At 39.0% G+C, this 16,208-nt stretch carries 25 protein-coding genes; 1 reads left to right on the top strand and 24 read right to left on the bottom strand.

Annotation, left to right across the window (positions count from 1 at the left end):
• Positions 1-65: 65 nt before the first annotated feature.
• From AB9H30_RS15435 to AB9H30_RS15320, 24 genes are all read right to left on the bottom strand, one after another.
• Positions 66-1,145, bottom strand: a complete 1,080-nt coding sequence (locus tag AB9H30_RS15435) for a CNNM domain-containing protein (protein ID WP_371195596.1) — start codon at positions 1,143-1,145, stop codon at positions 66-68.
• A gap of 490 nt (positions 1,146-1,635) precedes the next feature.
• Positions 1,636-1,944 (bottom strand): hypothetical protein, encoded by a 309-nt coding sequence (locus tag AB9H30_RS15430; RefSeq protein ID WP_371195595.1) that lies wholly within the window; start codon positions 1,942-1,944, stop codon positions 1,636-1,638.
• Between the two features lie 18 nt (positions 1,945-1,962).
• Entirely contained in the window at positions 1,963-2,877 is a 915-nt protein-coding gene (locus AB9H30_RS15425; protein ID WP_371195594.1) for a DMT family transporter, read from the bottom strand.
• The gene (locus AB9H30_RS15420) at positions 2,874-3,380 is read right to left on the bottom strand and encodes a GNAT family N-acetyltransferase (RefSeq protein ID WP_371195593.1); all 507 of its coding nucleotides are present in this window, start codon (positions 3,378-3,380) and stop codon (positions 2,874-2,876) included. Before AB9H30_RS15420 ends, AB9H30_RS15425 begins: the two co-directional genes overlap by 4 nt.
• A gap of 43 nt (positions 3,381-3,423) precedes the next feature.
• Positions 3,424-3,900, bottom strand: coding sequence for a shikimate kinase (locus AB9H30_RS15415; RefSeq protein WP_371195592.1), 477 nt, complete (start codon positions 3,898-3,900; stop codon positions 3,424-3,426).
• 59 nt (positions 3,901-3,959) lie between these two features.
• Complete coding sequence (locus tag AB9H30_RS15410; RefSeq protein WP_371195591.1) at positions 3,960-4,283, bottom strand: hypothetical protein; 324 nt, start codon at positions 4,281-4,283, stop codon at positions 3,960-3,962.
• 86 nt (positions 4,284-4,369) lie between these two features.
• Entirely contained in the window at positions 4,370-4,714 is a 345-nt protein-coding gene (locus tag AB9H30_RS15405; protein WP_371195590.1) for a hypothetical protein, read from the bottom strand.
• Positions 4,715-4,737: 23 nt separating this feature from the next.
• Entirely contained in the window at positions 4,738-5,415 is a 678-nt protein-coding gene (locus tag AB9H30_RS15400) for a hypothetical protein (RefSeq protein WP_371195589.1), read from the bottom strand.
• Positions 5,416-5,480: 65 nt separating this feature from the next.
• On the bottom strand, positions 5,481-5,714 hold the full coding sequence (locus tag AB9H30_RS15395; RefSeq protein WP_371195588.1) for a CopG family antitoxin: 234 nt from the start codon (positions 5,712-5,714) through the stop codon (positions 5,481-5,483).
• A gap of 49 nt (positions 5,715-5,763) precedes the next feature.
• A complete protein-coding gene (locus AB9H30_RS15390; protein ID WP_371195663.1) occupies positions 5,764-5,991 on the bottom strand; it encodes a BrnT family toxin in 228 nt (75 codons plus the stop codon).
• 84 nt (positions 5,992-6,075) lie between these two features.
• Positions 6,076-6,267 (bottom strand): hypothetical protein, encoded by a 192-nt coding sequence (locus AB9H30_RS15385; protein ID WP_371195587.1) that lies wholly within the window; start codon positions 6,265-6,267, stop codon positions 6,076-6,078.
• 175 nt (positions 6,268-6,442) lie between these two features.
• Positions 6,443-6,706, bottom strand: a complete 264-nt coding sequence (locus AB9H30_RS15380) for a hypothetical protein (RefSeq protein ID WP_371195586.1) — start codon at positions 6,704-6,706, stop codon at positions 6,443-6,445.
• A 319-nt stretch (positions 6,707-7,025) separates the two neighbouring features.
• A complete protein-coding gene (locus AB9H30_RS15375) occupies positions 7,026-7,457 on the bottom strand; it encodes a hypothetical protein (RefSeq protein WP_371195585.1) in 432 nt (143 codons plus the stop codon).
• Between the two features lie 233 nt (positions 7,458-7,690).
• The gene (locus AB9H30_RS15370) at positions 7,691-8,272 is read right to left on the bottom strand and encodes a hypothetical protein (protein WP_371195584.1); all 582 of its coding nucleotides are present in this window, start codon (positions 8,270-8,272) and stop codon (positions 7,691-7,693) included.
• A 654-nt stretch (positions 8,273-8,926) separates the two neighbouring features.
• Complete coding sequence (locus AB9H30_RS15365) at positions 8,927-9,430, bottom strand: hypothetical protein (protein ID WP_371195583.1); 504 nt, start codon at positions 9,428-9,430, stop codon at positions 8,927-8,929.
• A gap of 311 nt (positions 9,431-9,741) precedes the next feature.
• The gene (locus tag AB9H30_RS15360; RefSeq protein ID WP_371195582.1) at positions 9,742-10,074 is read right to left on the bottom strand and encodes a hypothetical protein; all 333 of its coding nucleotides are present in this window, start codon (positions 10,072-10,074) and stop codon (positions 9,742-9,744) included.
• Positions 10,075-10,165: 91 nt separating this feature from the next.
• Complete coding sequence (locus tag AB9H30_RS15355) at positions 10,166-10,606, bottom strand: hypothetical protein (RefSeq protein ID WP_371195581.1); 441 nt, start codon at positions 10,604-10,606, stop codon at positions 10,166-10,168.
• A gap of 97 nt (positions 10,607-10,703) precedes the next feature.
• Positions 10,704-11,042 (bottom strand): hypothetical protein, encoded by a 339-nt coding sequence (locus AB9H30_RS15350; RefSeq protein ID WP_371195580.1) that lies wholly within the window; start codon positions 11,040-11,042, stop codon positions 10,704-10,706.
• 76 nt (positions 11,043-11,118) lie between these two features.
• Complete coding sequence (locus AB9H30_RS15345) at positions 11,119-11,415, bottom strand: HigA family addiction module antitoxin (RefSeq protein ID WP_195734298.1); 297 nt, start codon at positions 11,413-11,415, stop codon at positions 11,119-11,121.
• Positions 11,415-11,693, bottom strand: coding sequence for a type II toxin-antitoxin system RelE/ParE family toxin (locus AB9H30_RS15340; protein WP_371195579.1), 279 nt, complete (start codon positions 11,691-11,693; stop codon positions 11,415-11,417). The genes AB9H30_RS15345 and AB9H30_RS15340 overlap by 1 nt, the downstream gene beginning before the upstream one ends.
• A gap of 115 nt (positions 11,694-11,808) precedes the next feature.
• Complete coding sequence (locus AB9H30_RS15335; protein WP_371195578.1) at positions 11,809-12,123, bottom strand: DUF6693 family protein; 315 nt, start codon at positions 12,121-12,123, stop codon at positions 11,809-11,811.
• Positions 12,124-12,664: 541 nt separating this feature from the next.
• Positions 12,665-13,144, bottom strand: coding sequence for a hypothetical protein (locus AB9H30_RS15330; protein ID WP_371195577.1), 480 nt, complete (start codon positions 13,142-13,144; stop codon positions 12,665-12,667).
• A gap of 444 nt (positions 13,145-13,588) precedes the next feature.
• Complete coding sequence (locus AB9H30_RS15325; protein ID WP_371195576.1) at positions 13,589-14,482, bottom strand: acyl-CoA desaturase; 894 nt, start codon at positions 14,480-14,482, stop codon at positions 13,589-13,591.
• A gap of 81 nt (positions 14,483-14,563) precedes the next feature.
• Positions 14,564-14,971, bottom strand: coding sequence for a PH domain-containing protein (locus tag AB9H30_RS15320; RefSeq protein ID WP_371195575.1), 408 nt, complete (start codon positions 14,969-14,971; stop codon positions 14,564-14,566).
• Between the two features lie 221 nt (positions 14,972-15,192).
• Between AB9H30_RS15320 and AB9H30_RS15315 the strand changes: the two genes are divergently transcribed.
• Positions 15,193-16,173, top strand: coding sequence for an integron integrase (locus AB9H30_RS15315; protein WP_371195574.1), 981 nt, complete (start codon positions 15,193-15,195; stop codon positions 16,171-16,173).
• Positions 16,174-16,208: the final 35 nt, after the last annotated feature.

Genomic DNA, 16,208 nt, shown 5'->3' with positions numbered 1-16,208 from the left:
AAGCGATGAGATTACTATACACCCAGAAATTGAAATAAAAATGGCATTAAATCGCGCTTTCCTTTCTATTTTTTAGAATCTTTGCCTTTTTGCGGAACGTTATGCTGTGTCAGCAATCGTTTTTCACGTCTGCGCCACATGACCTTAGCGAGCTTTTTCATACTGACGGTCGTGTCTTGTTCATCAACAATTTCAACTCCCAATAAGCTTTCTAACAAGTCTTCAAGGGTCAGGATCCCCTCAAGCCCGCCATATTCATCTACCACTAGAAGCACATGCACTCGCGAATTTAGGAAATGATCAAATGTTGATGCTAAGGGCATGTCGCCTAGTAGAGTAACCATGGCTTTATTGAATTCAGCCAGTTTCAAATCGCCCTCACCTTTTGCGGCAGCGATCAAGATATCTGCTTTTAGCACATAACCAGTAATGTGTTCACTGTCTGAATTTTCAAAGATAGGGATCCGCGAAAACGGATTATTGGGGTGTTTCTCAACGAAATCGTTTACGGTGGTCTGGTCTGATAGAGAAAACACGACCGTTCTGTGCGTCATCGCATCTTTAATTTTTAGGTCATGGAGGCTCAGCAGGTTTTGTAAAAAGGTAGCCTCCTGTTGCGCTAACTGACCTTCTTTGCCCGATAACTCAGCCATGGCTAATAATTCACTTCTACTCAAGCCCTTTAACGGACTTTCTTCGGTGAAACCACTGGTTAGCATTTGCGACATTTTCACAAACGGATAGAGAGCGTATATCAGGTACTTTAAGAAATAGGCAGTAACCGGTGCAAGAGAGCGCCAAAAGGTTGCGCCTAAGGTCTTTGGAATAATTTCAGAGAACACCAGAATAAGTAATGTCAGCACCGCCGAAATCAAGCCTAAATAAGCATCACCAAAAACACTGGCGGCTTGCGCACCTGCACCCGCTGCACCCATAGTGTGTGCAATAGTATTTAAAGTAAGGATAGCGGCTAAAGGCTTATGAATATCGGTGGTTAGCTGAGATAAAAGCTTACCCGACGGACGGCCTTCTTTTTCAAGGAGTGAAATATAAGCTTGCGATACACTTAAAATAACGGCTTCGGCAATAGAGCATAAGAACGAAAAGATTAACGCGATCGATACGTATATTAACAGCAAACCCATGTGGTTTGTTTACCTTAGAAACACTAATAGGCTGTCATTATATCACAGGCACACCAAGGGTGAATTCACTCAATCAATAATTTTTTACGACAGCTCAAATCGAAGGGCTATTAGACTACGCTAGACTAGCCTTTCAATATTTTACGGCCGCGGCTTTCTCATAAATAAATACACAAAAACGCTTGCAGCCAAGGTCATAATCAACACATCGGCACTCACATTGAGCTCTATTTTAAAATAGTTGGGATCAATAAATTCGAACATTACTAGCGCGTACACGCAAGCCAGAGCAATAAAAAAGACTCTAAACAAAAGACGAGAAAGTTGCACTTTACTACCTATATTTATGGTCCAAGATGACGCTTCTTGGATTGTTATAATTGTGCGAGGTTTGTGCGTCAATTTTTTGACGACCGGAGTGTGCGTTAAGTTCATTAAAATTTCAAGCGCTTTTATAAAAATAGTGAAATTACTTATTTGTTGCATCTATCTAGCCACGAATAACGTTGATAACCACGTGATTGTCATCAAACTCTATGTCGCAAGTTACTAAATTGAGGGTGAATTTGCTGCTCACGTATATCTGCGTTAGATTATTTATGTTGAGCTCCTCGAACTCTAAAAATGTGCCCGTATTTAGCTGTCGAATGACGTCTTTCTTTAAAACGCCTGCATGAAAATTTCCACATAGAGCAATAATTTCTTTACGTGCTTCATTCACCGTGATGCCGCAAGCAACGATACTCGTCAAGATAAACAGTCCGCTTATAAACCTTAGAAGGAGTTTGTTTGTCGTCATAAATTACTCGCCAACCTGTCAGTTTTCAGAGCTTATAGATTGAGATACTGGTGATTTGAGCTTAATCACGATAAGCACGCCGCCTAGCACCATTACCGAAGCCAACGATAAATGCAGGGTGAGCGCTTCATTTACCAGCACAACTCCTCCTAAACCGGCAATGATTGGCACACTTAGCTGAGCTACCGCCGCATGCATCGACGTTAACTTAGGTAAAACCGAATACCAAACCGCATACCCAACCCCCGAAGCAAAGGCCCCTGATGCAACTGCCAACGCGAGACCGTGTAGGCTAAATGCAATCTGCGAGAAGCTCAGCGCTAGCAATAAAGCCACAAACACCGTGCTGCGTAAAAAATTACAAGCAGTATCGGCGAGCGCATCGGTGCTGCTTTTGCCTAAAATTGAGTACACACCCCAAGCCAGGCCAGCCAGCATCATAAGCGCAGCGCCCAGCATAGACGGTGTTGAAATGCTGGGCCAAAGTAAATACACCAAGCCAACTAGGGCTAGGAGCAATCCACTCCATTGGTACTCATTAAAACGCTCCCCTTTGTATAAACCAAAGGCAATCATCGAAAGCTGCACGCTGCCAAATAGAACAAGTGCACCACTGCCAGTATCGAGCTGCACATACGCGTACGAAAAACCGAGGGCGTAAATAAATAACGCAAATGCGCCTAACCAGGAGCCTTTTGCCAGCAACTTTATTGCAGAGCGCCCCTCGTGCTTTTCTCTAATCAATAAAATGAGTACCAGCGTTACTGCCCCCGAAACCAATCGCACAATGGTAAACCCACTTGGATCAATTTCTCCAGATGCCAAGGCTAAACGGCATAGCACCGAATTAGCAGCAAAGGCGACCAGAGCCAGTATTAAATAAAAATACACCCCGGTATCAGTCAATCGACTGAGCCCGATTTTATTTGTCACAGTAAATATTCATAAAGGTTATTGCTAGCCCCATAAAGTTCGATAGTTCTTTTAAATTCAAAGCCTAATTTATCTAAAAGGTGGTTAGAACGATTATTATTTGGCAAGGTTATGGCCAAAACCGCGCTTAGAGAGTTTTGCTCAATTGTCGTATTGAGGACAGATTTGCTTGCTTCAAAAGCATAGCCTTTTGCACAAAACTCGGGCAAGAATGCATAGCCTAAATCAGGGTGCTCAAGCTCGTTTCGTTTCAGCAAACCGCACATACCGATAGGAACCATACCGTGTTTTAAACTAACTAAATTCAAACCAAAACCAAAGCCCTGATAACTGGCCATTGGACCCTCTTTTAGATATGCAATGGCGTCAATATGCGAGCGCACATTTTTATCGCCTATGTTTTGAATAAAAGACGAATCGTTTAGCAAGCAAATAATAAACGCCGCATCCGCTACTTTAAACTCTCGCACAACTAGCCGCTCGGTTTCGCATACAATATTCATAATACGGCGCTCAACAACATAAAAATAAAATAAAGCATGCTTACTACAAGTTCTCGGTAAGCATAACCTTTACTCCATTAAAATTTGAGAATAAGGCTTCGTGAGCCGACTTTGAAAAAGTATCTGTTCTTTTAGGATATTGAGCAATCCATTCAATTAACATACTCAAGTTTTGGTCTTGCGCTTGTTTTGAGGGATATTTATGTCTCTCCCAGGGTCTGCTCTTTGCATTTTGGATGCATAAATCTACTTCGAGGTTCATGAATATTGCTTCTGAAGCAAGATTCGCTGCCATCTCAAGGAGGTCGGTATAGCAGCCTTCAATCACCCATGAGTCGTTGCTAGCATCAAATTCGGCAAGTGCCTTTTGTGATTCATCTAGCGCTTTTCTTTCAGGCGGCATGCTTGGCTGCCAGGCAATCGTATCTAAATCTAAGTGCGCCAGACCTTCAGCTTTTAGTTTTTTGGCCAGAGTAGATTTGCCAGAGCCTGAATTTCCAAAAATGATGACTTTTCTCATACTACCCCTGGGCCTTGCAACAACACCAATGCCATGTTAACAAATCACGAATGAGTAAGTTACTCGCCTCTGTTGATGAGCGCAATTTTACCTCTAACACGTTGCCCTCGCATTTTTTCACACCAGTATTTATAAGGATGATACACCACGGCAGCACCTATCAGTGAAAATATGAAACCCATAAACCCATACATTAAACTAGCAAACCAAAACATCGCATTGGGGTTTCCGTTACCCTCATAGGCAGCGAATGAAACTACAAAGTGAAAAGTAATAGCAAAAGTAATTGCTGCGCCAAAACAAACCCAAATTGCAATTGTCATAAATGAGAAGAAATTAAGCTGAATTCGTGCTTCATCACCGAAGGTTTCTGAAACTTCCATATTAGTGGGCTCTCTTTGTTATCAAGCATTTGGATAAGCCGCAAATCGCTGCGATATCCGCAAAAACGCCGGCAATCAGTGATTTGCTATATATCATCTTCTGCGACCGTATAAGAAAAGGTTAATCTACAGTCAATGTACTTAAGCATTCGATTGACCAGATTTGGAACATCAACGATATTTGAATCCAAATCCGAAAATACAGAAATAAACAAATCACAGTCGTCGATTTTTAACTGTTGACGTATAAAAAAATGCACAATATCTTCTAAGTTATCGTCCATTAGAGTGACACATCCGACATAACAGTCGTTTTTAAAATGCTTGCTTTGAGACGCCCCTATAACTTCCCTCTCAAGAGTCAATGCTTGTAGCTTATTCAAGCTAAGAAAACGAATACTTGCTTTTGCTAAATTAGTCGAATCACCCATTCAATTCTCAGTGCCTTATCAGCTCATTTCACTTCGAAAAAAGAAGTAATTGCCATAGTCGCTGCATCTCTTGAGTAGTCAGTGAGCATTCTTACTTCAGCTTCATTTAACTTTGAAACATCCTGCACAGCATCGTAAGCGCTCTTATGATTGTCATTTGTAATAAAGGTAGTCCCAACGTATTCACCTGATTTTGCGTCAAAAATTAACGCGACGTAAATAGGCACAAAACTGCGAACCGATCCATTTTGGGTATTGAACCAAGCGCCATTGCATGCTTCTCCTTTAAAAAACACCTCATAGTCCCTAGCGATCAGAAGGTAATCTAAATCATATTTTTTTGATACATTATCGAGTTTCTCTAAGCCACTATTATTGAGTGTTGCACTAGAATCCCAAGACGAATAGCTTAGAAAGTTGCTCCATCGAATGCCAGAATCCACCTCTATGGGTAAATTGTTAGCTTGTTTTATTCCCTTCATGTATCCAGCTGTCACTAATTCATTTATGTCTGTTTCGATATCATAGATTTCTTTTGTATTCTGAAAAACAGTAAAACCAAGATGCGAATGACACAGACTTAATGATTCATAGAGTTTGTAATCCACTCCAATTTTTTTACCCACGATATCACGTGTGTTAGAGGTGCTTTGACAAGATGAAAGTACTATTATCATCCAAACGATTAATATTATTCTCATAATAAGCTCCGTATGTCGCTAACAACTTACATTACCGGCGCTGGCGGCTCTTGCCAGTGTCCGGTTTATGTTTTTGTTATCTCTGATTGCCAACTTATGTCAACCTTGCGATGCTGCTGAACACAATCTTTAAGATATAAGTTGATTAGACTTTGATATGGAACACCAGTCTCCTCAGACATGCCCTTGAAATATCCAATTATGTCTTCTCCTAATCTAATCGTGACTGACTTTTTCAGCTTGTTCGCATAAGGATTTTTGCGGGATTGAAGTTTACTTAGGTCATATTCGGCTTTCATAAATCACCATAAAGTTTTGATTCAGATTTTGTAGCCTTCCTTGCTGAAATTATACGAATGACTTCCCCGCCTTTCGTTCACAATGGCAAATAAGAAGTAGTTTTGAAGCGTTACTCATTCCTAATAAAAGAAAGCGGTCTTCGTCAAGTATTGAGTTTGTGTTATCAAAAAACTGCAAAGCTCTCTCATCAAAAAATGCAGACTTTGCTTCTTTGAATGAGATTCCATGTTTTACTTGATTTGAAGCAGCTTTAACTTCATTCCACTCGAATTTAATCGTGAATACATTGTATGTACAAAAAGCCTCTCCGTCAAATAGAGAGATAACTTTTCAATAACNATGGCTCCATAGCGGTGCAAATTAACAAGGAGTACCGGCATCAAGTTCATAATTGGAGGCAAAGCAGAGATAGCGGTTCGTGGGATTAAATAAATCTTCATCTTCACCTTCAGCAAATAATACCTGAATAATATCACCACCAATAGCCTCGCCATAATCCACGATTGTTGCTTCGAATTCGATATTCATTAATATCCCTTGATACACAGACATAATGACTCCCCACGAGCCACTTTCAAAGATGCTGATCTGCAATTATTCGCGGATTAGCTAAGCCAGAGCTACAATAGTTGTGTTGAACAAACTAAGAAGGAGATCAGAATGAGTAGATTTAGACTTTGGATAAACGGTTTGACAACGTTCTTCGTGGAAATCCGTCTTAATCCTTTTAGCTATCGTGCTGAGCCATATCCTCTGAAATTTTAGGACGCTCATCAATGGACTCCCACATTTCATTTTCGTGAAACAGTATTGGGTCACCATTTTGCTCAATAAATTCATCAATTGGCAAACCCTCGATTAAAGTAGGTCTTTTTATTCTTACTTGTTTTCCATTCACAAAAGCCGTCATATATTTCTTTTGCCGCTCGCGCTTGGCTTTTCGCTTTGCAACTTTCTGTGCAGTCGTCATCTTTTTCTTTAGTTTTGCCATATCACTGCTTTACTATTTTGAATAGCTAACGAGGCTGTAGAATAACTAAATCGCTATTTCAAGCAGCGTTCCTACGTTGATTATTCTTTCTATACAATGGTAATCCGTGTCTGAAATCAACGTAGCTGCGCGATTTCAGTAAAATATTTATACAACTTTTCAGGTGCTAAATCAAAAACTAGTTATTCTACAGCCTCAACACTTAATTAAACGGCGATTTGTATTGGCTAAAATCTGCAAAAATTGAACGCAGTGAAATGCAGGTTTTAGCCAATACAAATTGTCCGAAGGAACGACAGTGACTGACTTAAATTTCTTGTTATGTGCCGTCATTTACAAACTTCTCTACACATATTTTTTCGTCTTCTGATTTTCCAAAACCCCACTCCGAAGGAATTGGTACTAAATTCTCAATATCAATTACCAGACTATTATCAGGATACTGTTCTGTTGTACCGAGAGTGATATAGGCTGGTAAAGACCCATCTAAAGTCTCGTGATACCAAGAAGCGGTAATCAACAAATCTTCACTACGAAAGTCGAAGAAGTTGCTAATACAATCTGGAAATTTCAATCGTTTTCCTGCGATTTCCAAAATGCCTTGCGCAATATCCATTGAAGCAGGTGAAAATTCTTCAGGCAAACCAATTAACGATCCACCTTCTAGCTTTAAGATGGTATCAACATGCGAAAACGCAGAAAATGACACGAAGTAAATTGTCAAAAATACAACTTTAATTTGAATTTTCATAACACATAACGAGGCTGTAGAAAAAACAAAACGTAAAAATAGGACTGCGTTCTGTGTTGATTATTTTTAAAGTTCAATGCTTTTTCCTATCTGAAATTCACGTACATGCGCATTTTTTGTGCGTTAATTGTAGAACTTTCTAAACCCATTTTGTTACTTAGTTTTTTCTACATCCTCAACACTTAACATAACCGGCGCTGGCTGCTCTGGCCAGTGTCCGGTTAATGTTTTTGTTAGCCTGCAATGCCAATACAACCACCCGTTTCGAAATAATCAAATGTGCCGTCAGATCTAAAATGAAATGTTCCACCGATAGTGTCTCTTACGATAACGGTATTGTCATGTGCCCATGGCCGAGAGCTTGAACACCGCCACCAAGTAGATGAAACAGTTTGATTCTCATTTACTTTTTCAAATAATGCAGGCGCGTATAATTGCTCTAGGCTGTACGACTTTAGAAGCTCGCCTCCTGAAGAATAAAAAACAACTACATTATCTCCGTATCCCAAACTAGCCCAATTATCAAAAGTAACAACCACTCCTGAGTCCAATATTACTGCAAACACTGGTGACCACTCATTGGTTAAATCAAAACTAACATGTCTAGTGTATTTGTCGTCAGTGTACTCATATATAGAAGCAACTGGCGGTGTTTCAAGGTTTAATTTAGCAGGCTGCACTTTCAAGACGTATTTCGAGTTAGGGCTAGCGAAACCCATCTCGGTGGGTGCGCTCCAACTATCGGCCAAGGCATGGTTCGCTGCGATAATTAGAATTAATAAAACATAAGTTTTCAGAAGAGACCTCATATCCATTTAGGCTAACACCCGATTAATGGGCGGAGCGCAGCACTGTCCCAGCGTAGCGAGTTAAATCGTTTGTTATTTTGCATACTAAAACATCCATTCGATCAAAAAATAAATAGGGACAGCGGCGAAACACGCGGGAATTAATGGCAAAAGAAGTACGATTAAATTATAAAACGCAAATGAATTCACGGTTGTATCTCGGCTTCCATGAGCAGTAAAAAAATCTTCGGTTGCATCGCGATTTTTCACTTTGCTGTAACCTTTGTCAAACTCAGGCGCATTTTGAAAAACAGCATTAAACAGATATCTGAATAGCGGAAGACAAATGAGGCATCCAATTAGTAATGATGCAAATAAAATCGAATAGTTCATAAATTATACCCCTGTGACATAACGAGGCTGTAGAACAACTAATTGGCTATTCCAAAACGTGTTCCTCTGTTGATTGCTCTTTCTGTGCAATGGAAATTCCTATCTCAAATCAACTTATTCGCTCGTTTTAAGTGTGATCTCTGCACACTTTCTCAGGTGCTAAATCAAATGTTAGTTATTCTGCTGCCTCAACTTTTCAATAACGGGCGCAGGCACGCGGAGCATAATGGCGAAGCCGGTCCGCGTGTATTCGTCCCAACGAACGCAGTGATTGTTTTGATTGACTTGTTATGTGCCAATTTCAAAATCCACTTTATCAGCTAATAAAGGCGACCATGGGATGTATAGAGTATGCTCGTGCTTGTAACTTTGAACCTCAAGTTTAGCAATATCATGGCCTAAACACTTTAATATTTCTATGCGATGAATCTTCTCTAAATCTAATGCTCGATAATGCTTAGGTCGGCCAAAGAAAAGCTGATTGCCCTCTATTCTTGAGCAGCATGACATAAACCTATTTGAGAAAGGAACTGCGCCAATAGCATATTCTTTTTGATAAAAGGTAGAGTTGGATATGCTGGTACCAAAACTATCTAAAAATTTCGCGTGTTTTCCTCTGTGCCTTATTACTTTCAAATAAAAGAACACAACCATAGAGAAAATACTAAGTAGAGCTGATAACCAAATTTTTTGGCCCAATGCCAATGAAATAGCTAAAACTAAAAAGCCAACGGCGAAAAACAGAACAAATGTATTGCCTACCTTCCTATGTTTGGGGAAATTAACTTCCATCTAAAACCTCATGGCACATAACGAGGCTGTAGAATTTCTATTTTTGTCAAAACCATCATTTTTTCGACCTCCTGTATAGCTCTGTCAAGGACGAACTCTACTCAAGCAATGCATTTGCTATCCCTTATTTCGACCCGAAATTTGAGAAATCGAGTAATTCTACAGCCTCNAGCTCTGTCAAGGACGAACTCTACTCAATCAATGCATTTGCGATCCCTTATTTCGACCCGAAATTTGAAAAATCGAGTAAATCTGCAGCCTCAACACTTCGTTATGTTGCGGTATTAGTTCGAAGAATAACAATGCCTCACCTAAAGCCCTAGACTTTCAAAGAAGTTAATCATAAATATCCCAATAATAGCGATCTGAACATAATACAAGATATTGAGAATTCTCCCTTTCCGAAGAAGCGCTTTAACCTCATCTGAATCATTATCATCGGCCTTGTATTTAAAAAAGAAAATTACGTTTTTAAAGTTCTGCAATGGATTGGAGAAAGTGTTTTTACCAATTGCATGAGCATTATTTCCAAGTTGTAATTTGAGCCCTTTTACAATTCTGTCTTCGAGTGCTGAAAACAGAAATGAGCTTACAACTATCCAGATGAATACGATCCATATAATTACAGTTTCGAAATTATCCATGATTCCTCGAGAGCAACATAACACTTTGCATAAGCGGTTTGGCACCGCTCTTGTGACAAATCCGTCTTAATGCATTTGTTAGGTACGGTTTTTAATAAAGGGAACATTTCGACTCTTTCAAATTTTTAACTGCTTCAAAATTATAAACAATCTCAGCAAATTCTGATTGTCTTTCTTCAAGAGGATTGAAACATGTAGTCGATTTTATTTCGTCATTTAAATGTAGTGAAATTTCGAACGGAAAACTACTTACACATATCTTCTCCAAATCATTTGGACTATCAATATTGCCACGAGCTATATCTTTTCGCGCTGCATTTAACATTAGCTCAGTTTGACCTGGAGTTATAGACACGACAGTCTTACTCACTGCATTAGTTTTTTCATCACAACTCAGCCTTTCAAATACGCCAGTTGACGAGTTGAATGTGTCCACTCCAATTCGAAAAGCCCCATATTCAGAATCAATGGCATTGCTAGAAAACGACAATACGAACAACCCGAATATACCTAGACGTTTAATATATTCCATTAGTACCTAACGCCCCTATTAAACGGCCCAGACTTGCTGGCTAAAATCGCGAAGAATGAGCGCCAGCCAGCGAGTATGGGTCCGGTTGAATGGCTTGTTAGGCATTTTTTTGATTAGACCTTAAAGCGTAACAAACCGATGCAAATAGAATAACTCCAATTGGAAAGAAAGGGTTAATTTCATAATCAATAATTAAAACAACTGGAGAAATAACAAAGAACAAAACCATACCCCAACGCCCCCAAAAGCCTGTTGCCCACAAAGATAAAAGACAGAAGAAAAGGAATGCCACTAATGAAATGATTAAATTCAAATATTGCACATTATCTTGACCAAGCAGAACAAAGGAATGTATCCCAGCAAATAGTGCACCTACCGCACTAAGACCGCCAATGAAAACACCCTTTAGTAGTCTTAAAATATCTTCCTTGTTCACTGAATGCCTAACACCTGATTAAGCGGTAAAAATCGCTCTTTATTTTTATCCGCTTCAATCTTTTGTTATACCGCAATTACGCCACCAAAGCCTTGTATGGTTCTACATTTAGTGCTGATTGATTCTGGCGCGCTATCCATAAATCGTGAGCATTTTGCAATTTCAACCAGTGATCGGCCGAAGGCTTACCAAATACCAATTCAAGACGAACTGCCATTTCTGGCGAAATAGAAGCACGGCTATTCAAGACTTTTGACAGTGTTTTTCGGCTGACGTCTAAGTGCGCTGCAACGTCGGTAATTGTTAGTTCAAGAGGCTCTATCACAAGTTCTTTTAATATTTCACCTGGATGCGCCGGATTATAAATAGTCATTAATGATAATCCTCATAGTTGACGAGTTCGACATCCTTACCAATAAAACGATAAGTTATACGCCAGTTTCCACTTACTCTGACTGACCATATATCCTTCTTATCACCTTTCAATTTATGCATAAAAAGGCCCGGCAAATCCATATCATCAGGACTTTCAGTTTGGTCTAAATTTGACAGAATTAATCTAAGCTTTTTTTCATGCTTCTTCTGAATACCAGCAGTGCTACCTTTTTGATAGAACTTTTGAAGACCTTTATGTAGGAAACTTTTTATCATGCGCAAATGTAACCCAAGTGGTTACAAGTGTCAATTGATCGAGGTATAACACTTTACATAACCGGTTTTGGCCGTTCTTGCCAAAATCCGGTTAATGGTTTTGTTAGCTATCGGTTTACCCTACAGAACTGTTATTTAAACAATAATTCCATACTTTATAAAAGTAGAAAATGTAGCCTAAACCTAGCGTTAGAATTGTTATTATTATCCACAAAATAATATGTCCGATGCTCCCAAATAAATCGACATCGCATTTTAGTTTATGAGAAACACCATGCTGGTCAATCAACTCTGTTCTGTTGATTATAAATTTAGAGAACGAGTAAGCAAAAAAGAAAGCTCCGATCCCAAGCGTAATAATAATTATTATAAACCACAAAATCAGATGGCCTAATATGTCAAAAGTCCCTACGTTTGCCTTTATGTTCAAAATATCTCCTTATTTAATCCCTTTAGATAGCTAACACCACGTTAAGCGGCGAAAATTGCTCTTTATTTTTGTCCGCTTCAACGTTTTGTTATACACGCGTTTTTCTGCCCTTTTGCCAGTGACTTGGATACGTACTTTTAAATATTATAGCGAGATACTCGTCTCGACTAATATGTCCTTTGTTGCGCGAACGCATAAAATAAATTGCAGCAAAAAATGCACATGACATGTAAAGAGACACGACAACTAATATAGCACCGAATACCAAGAATTGTAGATTGCTCGATAAGTCATCTCCTCTGATCGGTTGGTTAATATCGATATCAAAGAACGATAAAACTCTAAAGAACATGATATATGCTAAGAAGAAGCCAACAATCGAACCATACGTACCAACTTTCGCAGCTTTTCTATAAAAGTATGGTTTAAGGTTCTTTTGACTTCGAATCGCATTTATCAAAAATTCATTCTCACTGAGTGTGTATAACACTTCGTTAAGCGGTAAAAATTGCTTTTTATTTTTATCCGCTTTAACGTTTTGTTATAAGGCATAAGCTCCCCTCCTAACTTTGGCAATGAAGAATGCACTACCAAGTAAAAGTAAACTGACTTGAACTAATGATGTTACCGCTACAAATATGAACCCCGAATATATACCTGAAACCAGAAATTCAAAATAACCAGAGATTGATGGTGAGAGCGTAAAAAATCTATCTTCGAAAAAGAGCGCATTTAAAAATCCGAACGTTCCATATACAAAAGATGAAGCTATTGTATTAAATAATACTAAGACAATAGGAACACTCAAAAACTCAAACAAACCCGGTCTCTCGCCGTCAGCCAAGTACCAGAACCCAAACCTTAAACCCAAAAAATAGCTTAATATTACATATGGCAAAAATGCCCCGAAAATCACCGTTGCTCCCAACAAATCAGTTGGCATGAGATAGATGAAAAGCAAAACAGATAGCAAAGCAACTATAAAATTGAGTTTGGCGACGTCTTTTGCTATCGACCTCATATGCTAATCTGCCTTATAACACCAAATTAAGCGGCGTTGCCCGCTTTTGGCGATGTCCGCTTTAATTTTTTTGTTAACTTCTGGCACTGACTCAATCCTTTGTTATATGATTTTTCGTAATTAAGTCATAGACATAGTTCTTAATGTCCCATAGAACTACAAACGCGAACGCTAATCCAAATAGCAAAGAAGAAACAAATCCAACTATTGCGTCTACTCCCCAGCAATAAGTTGCAAAACTGAGACATATAAAGCTTGCGAATACTTGCAGGAAAAATAACTCTATGCCACTTTTAATATTCGTTTTAGGTACGTTGGGCCCATTTGTTCCTTTGTGCTTATAGCTCACAACTAAAACATCCTTGAATTTCAACTAACACGTGAAGTTAACACTTTCTATAACCGGTGGTGGCCGCTCTTGCCAACATCCGGTTCATAGTTTTGTTAGTTGACATAGTCTAAATCATCCCTGAGAGTTTTAGATCTTGGAAGCCGCACGTCGTAAACAAGACCTAATTTCTTCATTAAAATTATAAACCACCATGATGGATCTGATTGGCCTTTTTCTAGTCCAATTTTAGCTGACTCAGGAAAAGCATGATGGTTATTGTGCCAACATTCACCATAAGTAATTAACCCCAAACCTCTGATGTTAGATGCTTGCACTGCGGCGTTCTTTACTTTCCAGGTTCCAGGCCCTGGATTATGGCAAAAATAAGTGATTGTCCAATGACCAACAACGCTCACTGCTACTCTTACAAAAACACCCCAAACTACAAATGGCCAATCACCTAAATAAAATAGCACAATCCCTAGCCCTAGTTGATGCCATCTCCATGTTCGTTCACAAAAACGAAGAAATACATCGTCTTTAATTTCAGATTCAATTTCAATTTTTGGAGCGCTATTAAACTCAAATTTAGATGTTAATTGCCACCAAATATCTTGAAAGTAACTAGCCTTATGCGAGAAGAAATCATGGCATTTCCTCTTTCTTTGCGCCCAATCTCTTAAATCATGAATTTTAATAATACCGAACGGCCCTGACATACCAACTAAAACACCTATATAGATTAATACTCGCTTAGTCATAAGGTGGCTTCGAAAAGTCCGGTGGATCATCATTCTATGCATGCCAACACTATGGCCAATAAGCAAAGAAAAGTATGTAAGAAGAATAAATACTAAAAATGCAGATAACGAAAATGTTGATGGAGCAAATATAAAAGCAACAATTATGAAGCCTAAATTCCAAATCAATTTAGGGAAATCATATTTGACCTCTCCATCAAGTGGGGAGTCTGAATCCTCTATGATTCTTTTTACAGGCTCCATCATAGCTCAATATATCCCGTCAACTAACACTTACGATAAGCGGTAGCTGGGCGCTTTTCCCAGATATCCGTCTTCATCGTTTTGTTATATTTCATTTATACCTAAGGCGCTGATAAAGCCTTCCTTGTCTTTTGGTGAAACTAATACAACCTTGCCATTTCCGTGAACGATCAGCAGTCTATCTAACGAGAGAGCCGGACTTGAAATCATATCAGTCGAGGGCTCAACTGATTTAATTGTAGAAAGCTCAATTTCCCACCTGAATGGTCCACAAGTAATATTCAACTTTTTCTCATCGACTTGATATTGAAGTGACATAATTAGCCAGATCGGAAAGACTCCACCGATGACAGATGTAAAAACCGCAACTATGATATTAACAGCAGAAAAGTCTTCAGCTAAAACATAAACACTTGCTAAAAAACAAATTAAGCTACTGACATAAAGTATGGCAACCAACCAGGTATCTTGTTTTGATTTAAAAACCTTCATTCAAACCTTCCATGAAATATAACAACTTATTATCCGAACACAACTTCCCAATAAAACTGTACTTGAGTCGTGTTTCTTTTTTGTAGTGTTACTAATATATTAGGCTGGTCCTGTAAGGTCAACAATCTAGTTTCACCGCGTTTTGAAAGACGATCATATGCGATGTTTTGCACTTAGCCGACTCTTACAGTATGGAACCTCATTGTTAAGGATAACAAGTCATGCAATCTCAGTTTCTTTCGGCTGTCTCGGAACGTATGTTTTTAAAGCGTTATGCAAAAAAAACGGTTGATACCTATTTGAAATATATAGCTCAGTATATTCGTTTTCATAACTTTCAGCATCCAAACATCTTAGGTGATGTTGAAGTTGAGTCATTTTTAACATATTTAGTAACGGTGAAAAAAGTGTCTGTAAGTACACAAACCGTTGCCTTAAATGCACTGGTTTTCTTATACAAAGACTACTTAGGCTCTCCCTTATCTCTTGACTTAAATTTTATACACAGCACAAAGCAAGCCAAGCTCCCTGTAGTGCTAACGCCGGCAGAAACAACTCGATTTTTTGAATGCGTGCCGCCCTTACATTTCTTACAAATATCATTGCTCTATGGCAGTGGGCTGCGTTTGATGGAATGTATGAGGCTTCGCATCAAAGACATCGACTATGACTTTAAGAACATACGTGTATTCAATGGTAAAGGCGGGAAACATCGTGTTGTTACAATGTCAGACAAACTTATTCAACCACTCATTACGCAGAGCAAGCTGGTCAAATCAATATTAGATAAGGATAAACTGAACGCTAAATATGCAGGTGTATATCTTCCTCACGCTTTGCGGCAGAAGTATCCAAATGCCGCTTATGATCTTAACTGGCATTATTTATTTCCTGCCAGCCGTTTGTCTGTAGACCCCGAAAGTAAAAAGCTTCGAAGACATCATTTAGACGAAAGAGGTATACAAAAAACAGTTCAAAAGGCGGCGCAAAAGGCGCATATTGAAAAGAATGTAACATGTCATACGCTTCGACACTCATTTGCTACGCATCTATTATTAAATGGCTCCGACATACGCACGGTTCAAGACCAATTAGGTCATTCCGATTTGCGAACGACACAAATTTACGTGCATGTATTGCAACGCGGCGGAAATGCCGTAGTGAGTCCATTCGACAACATTGAGCTTAAAACTAATGGCTAAATTTTCCCAATAAAAAAGGCCGCTAAACAGCGACC

Origin of the sequence: Glaciecola sp. SC05 (assembly GCF_041380235.1) — a bacterium.
Classification (GTDB): Bacteria; Pseudomonadota; Gammaproteobacteria; order Enterobacterales; family Alteromonadaceae; genus Glaciecola.
Note: the sequence above shows the minus strand (reverse complement) of the source record. Positions and strands in the feature narration are given on the sequence as shown.

Bases quoted from the DNA above. Each gene is read 5' to 3' on its own strand.
- AB9H30_RS15355 (WP_371195581.1), bottom strand. From the start codon at position 10,606: ATGGAATATATTAAACGTCTAGGTATATTCGGGTTGTTCGTATTGTCG.
- AB9H30_RS15400 (WP_371195589.1), bottom strand. From the start codon at position 5,415: ATGAGAATAATATTAATCGTTTGGATGATAATAGTACTTTCATCTTGT.
- AB9H30_RS15360 (WP_371195582.1), bottom strand. From the start codon at position 10,074: ATGGATAATTTCGAAACTGTAATTATATGGATCGTATTCATCTGGATA.
- AB9H30_RS15320 (WP_371195575.1), bottom strand. From the start codon at position 14,971: ATGAAGGTTTTTAAATCAAAACAAGATACCTGGTTGGTTGCCATACTT.
- AB9H30_RS15370 (WP_371195584.1), bottom strand. From the start codon at position 8,272: ATGGATATGAGGTCTCTTCTGAAAACTTATGTTTTATTAATTCTAATT.
- AB9H30_RS15405 (WP_371195590.1), bottom strand. From the start codon at position 4,714: ATGGGTGATTCGACTAATTTAGCAAAAGCAAGTATTCGTTTTCTTAGC.
- AB9H30_RS15375 (WP_371195585.1), bottom strand. From the start codon at position 7,457: ATGAAAATTCAAATTAAAGTTGTATTTTTGACAATTTACTTCGTGTCA.
- AB9H30_RS15410 (WP_371195591.1), bottom strand. From the start codon at position 4,283: ATGGAAGTTTCAGAAACCTTCGGTGATGAAGCACGAATTCAGCTTAAT.
- AB9H30_RS15340 (WP_371195579.1), bottom strand. From the start codon at position 11,693: ATGATAAAAAGTTTCCTACATAAAGGTCTTCAAAAGTTCTATCAAAAA.
- AB9H30_RS15345 (WP_195734298.1), bottom strand. From the start codon at position 11,415: ATGACTATTTATAATCCGGCGCATCCAGGTGAAATATTAAAAGAACTT.
- AB9H30_RS15330 (WP_371195577.1), bottom strand. From the start codon at position 13,144: ATGAGGTCGATAGCAAAAGACGTCGCCAAACTCAATTTTATAGTTGCT.
- AB9H30_RS15385 (WP_371195587.1), bottom strand. From the start codon at position 6,267: ATGTCTGTGTATCAAGGGATATTAATGAATATCGAATTCGAAGCAACA.
- AB9H30_RS15365 (WP_371195583.1), bottom strand. From the start codon at position 9,430: ATGGAAGTTAATTTCCCCAAACATAGGAAGGTAGGCAATACATTTGTT.
- AB9H30_RS15380 (WP_371195586.1), bottom strand. From the start codon at position 6,706: ATGGCAAAACTAAAGAAAAAGATGACGACTGCACAGAAAGTTGCAAAG.
- AB9H30_RS15415 (WP_371195592.1), bottom strand. From the start codon at position 3,900: ATGAGAAAAGTCATCATTTTTGGAAATTCAGGCTCTGGCAAATCTACT.
- AB9H30_RS15325 (WP_371195576.1), bottom strand. From the start codon at position 14,482: ATGATGGAGCCTGTAAAAAGAATCATAGAGGATTCAGACTCCCCACTT.
- AB9H30_RS15420 (WP_371195593.1), bottom strand. From the start codon at position 3,380: ATGAATATTGTATGCGAAACCGAGCGGCTAGTTGTGCGAGAGTTTAAA.
- AB9H30_RS15395 (WP_371195588.1), bottom strand. From the start codon at position 5,714: ATGAAAGCCGAATATGACCTAAGTAAACTTCAATCCCGCAAAAATCCT.
- AB9H30_RS15435 (WP_371195596.1), bottom strand. From the start codon at position 1,145: ATGGGTTTGCTGTTAATATACGTATCGATCGCGTTAATCTTTTCGTTC.
- AB9H30_RS15315 (WP_371195574.1), top strand. From the start codon at position 15,193: ATGCAATCTCAGTTTCTTTCGGCTGTCTCGGAACGTATGTTTTTAAAG.
- AB9H30_RS15430 (WP_371195595.1), bottom strand. From the start codon at position 1,944: ATGACGACAAACAAACTCCTTCTAAGGTTTATAAGCGGACTGTTTATC.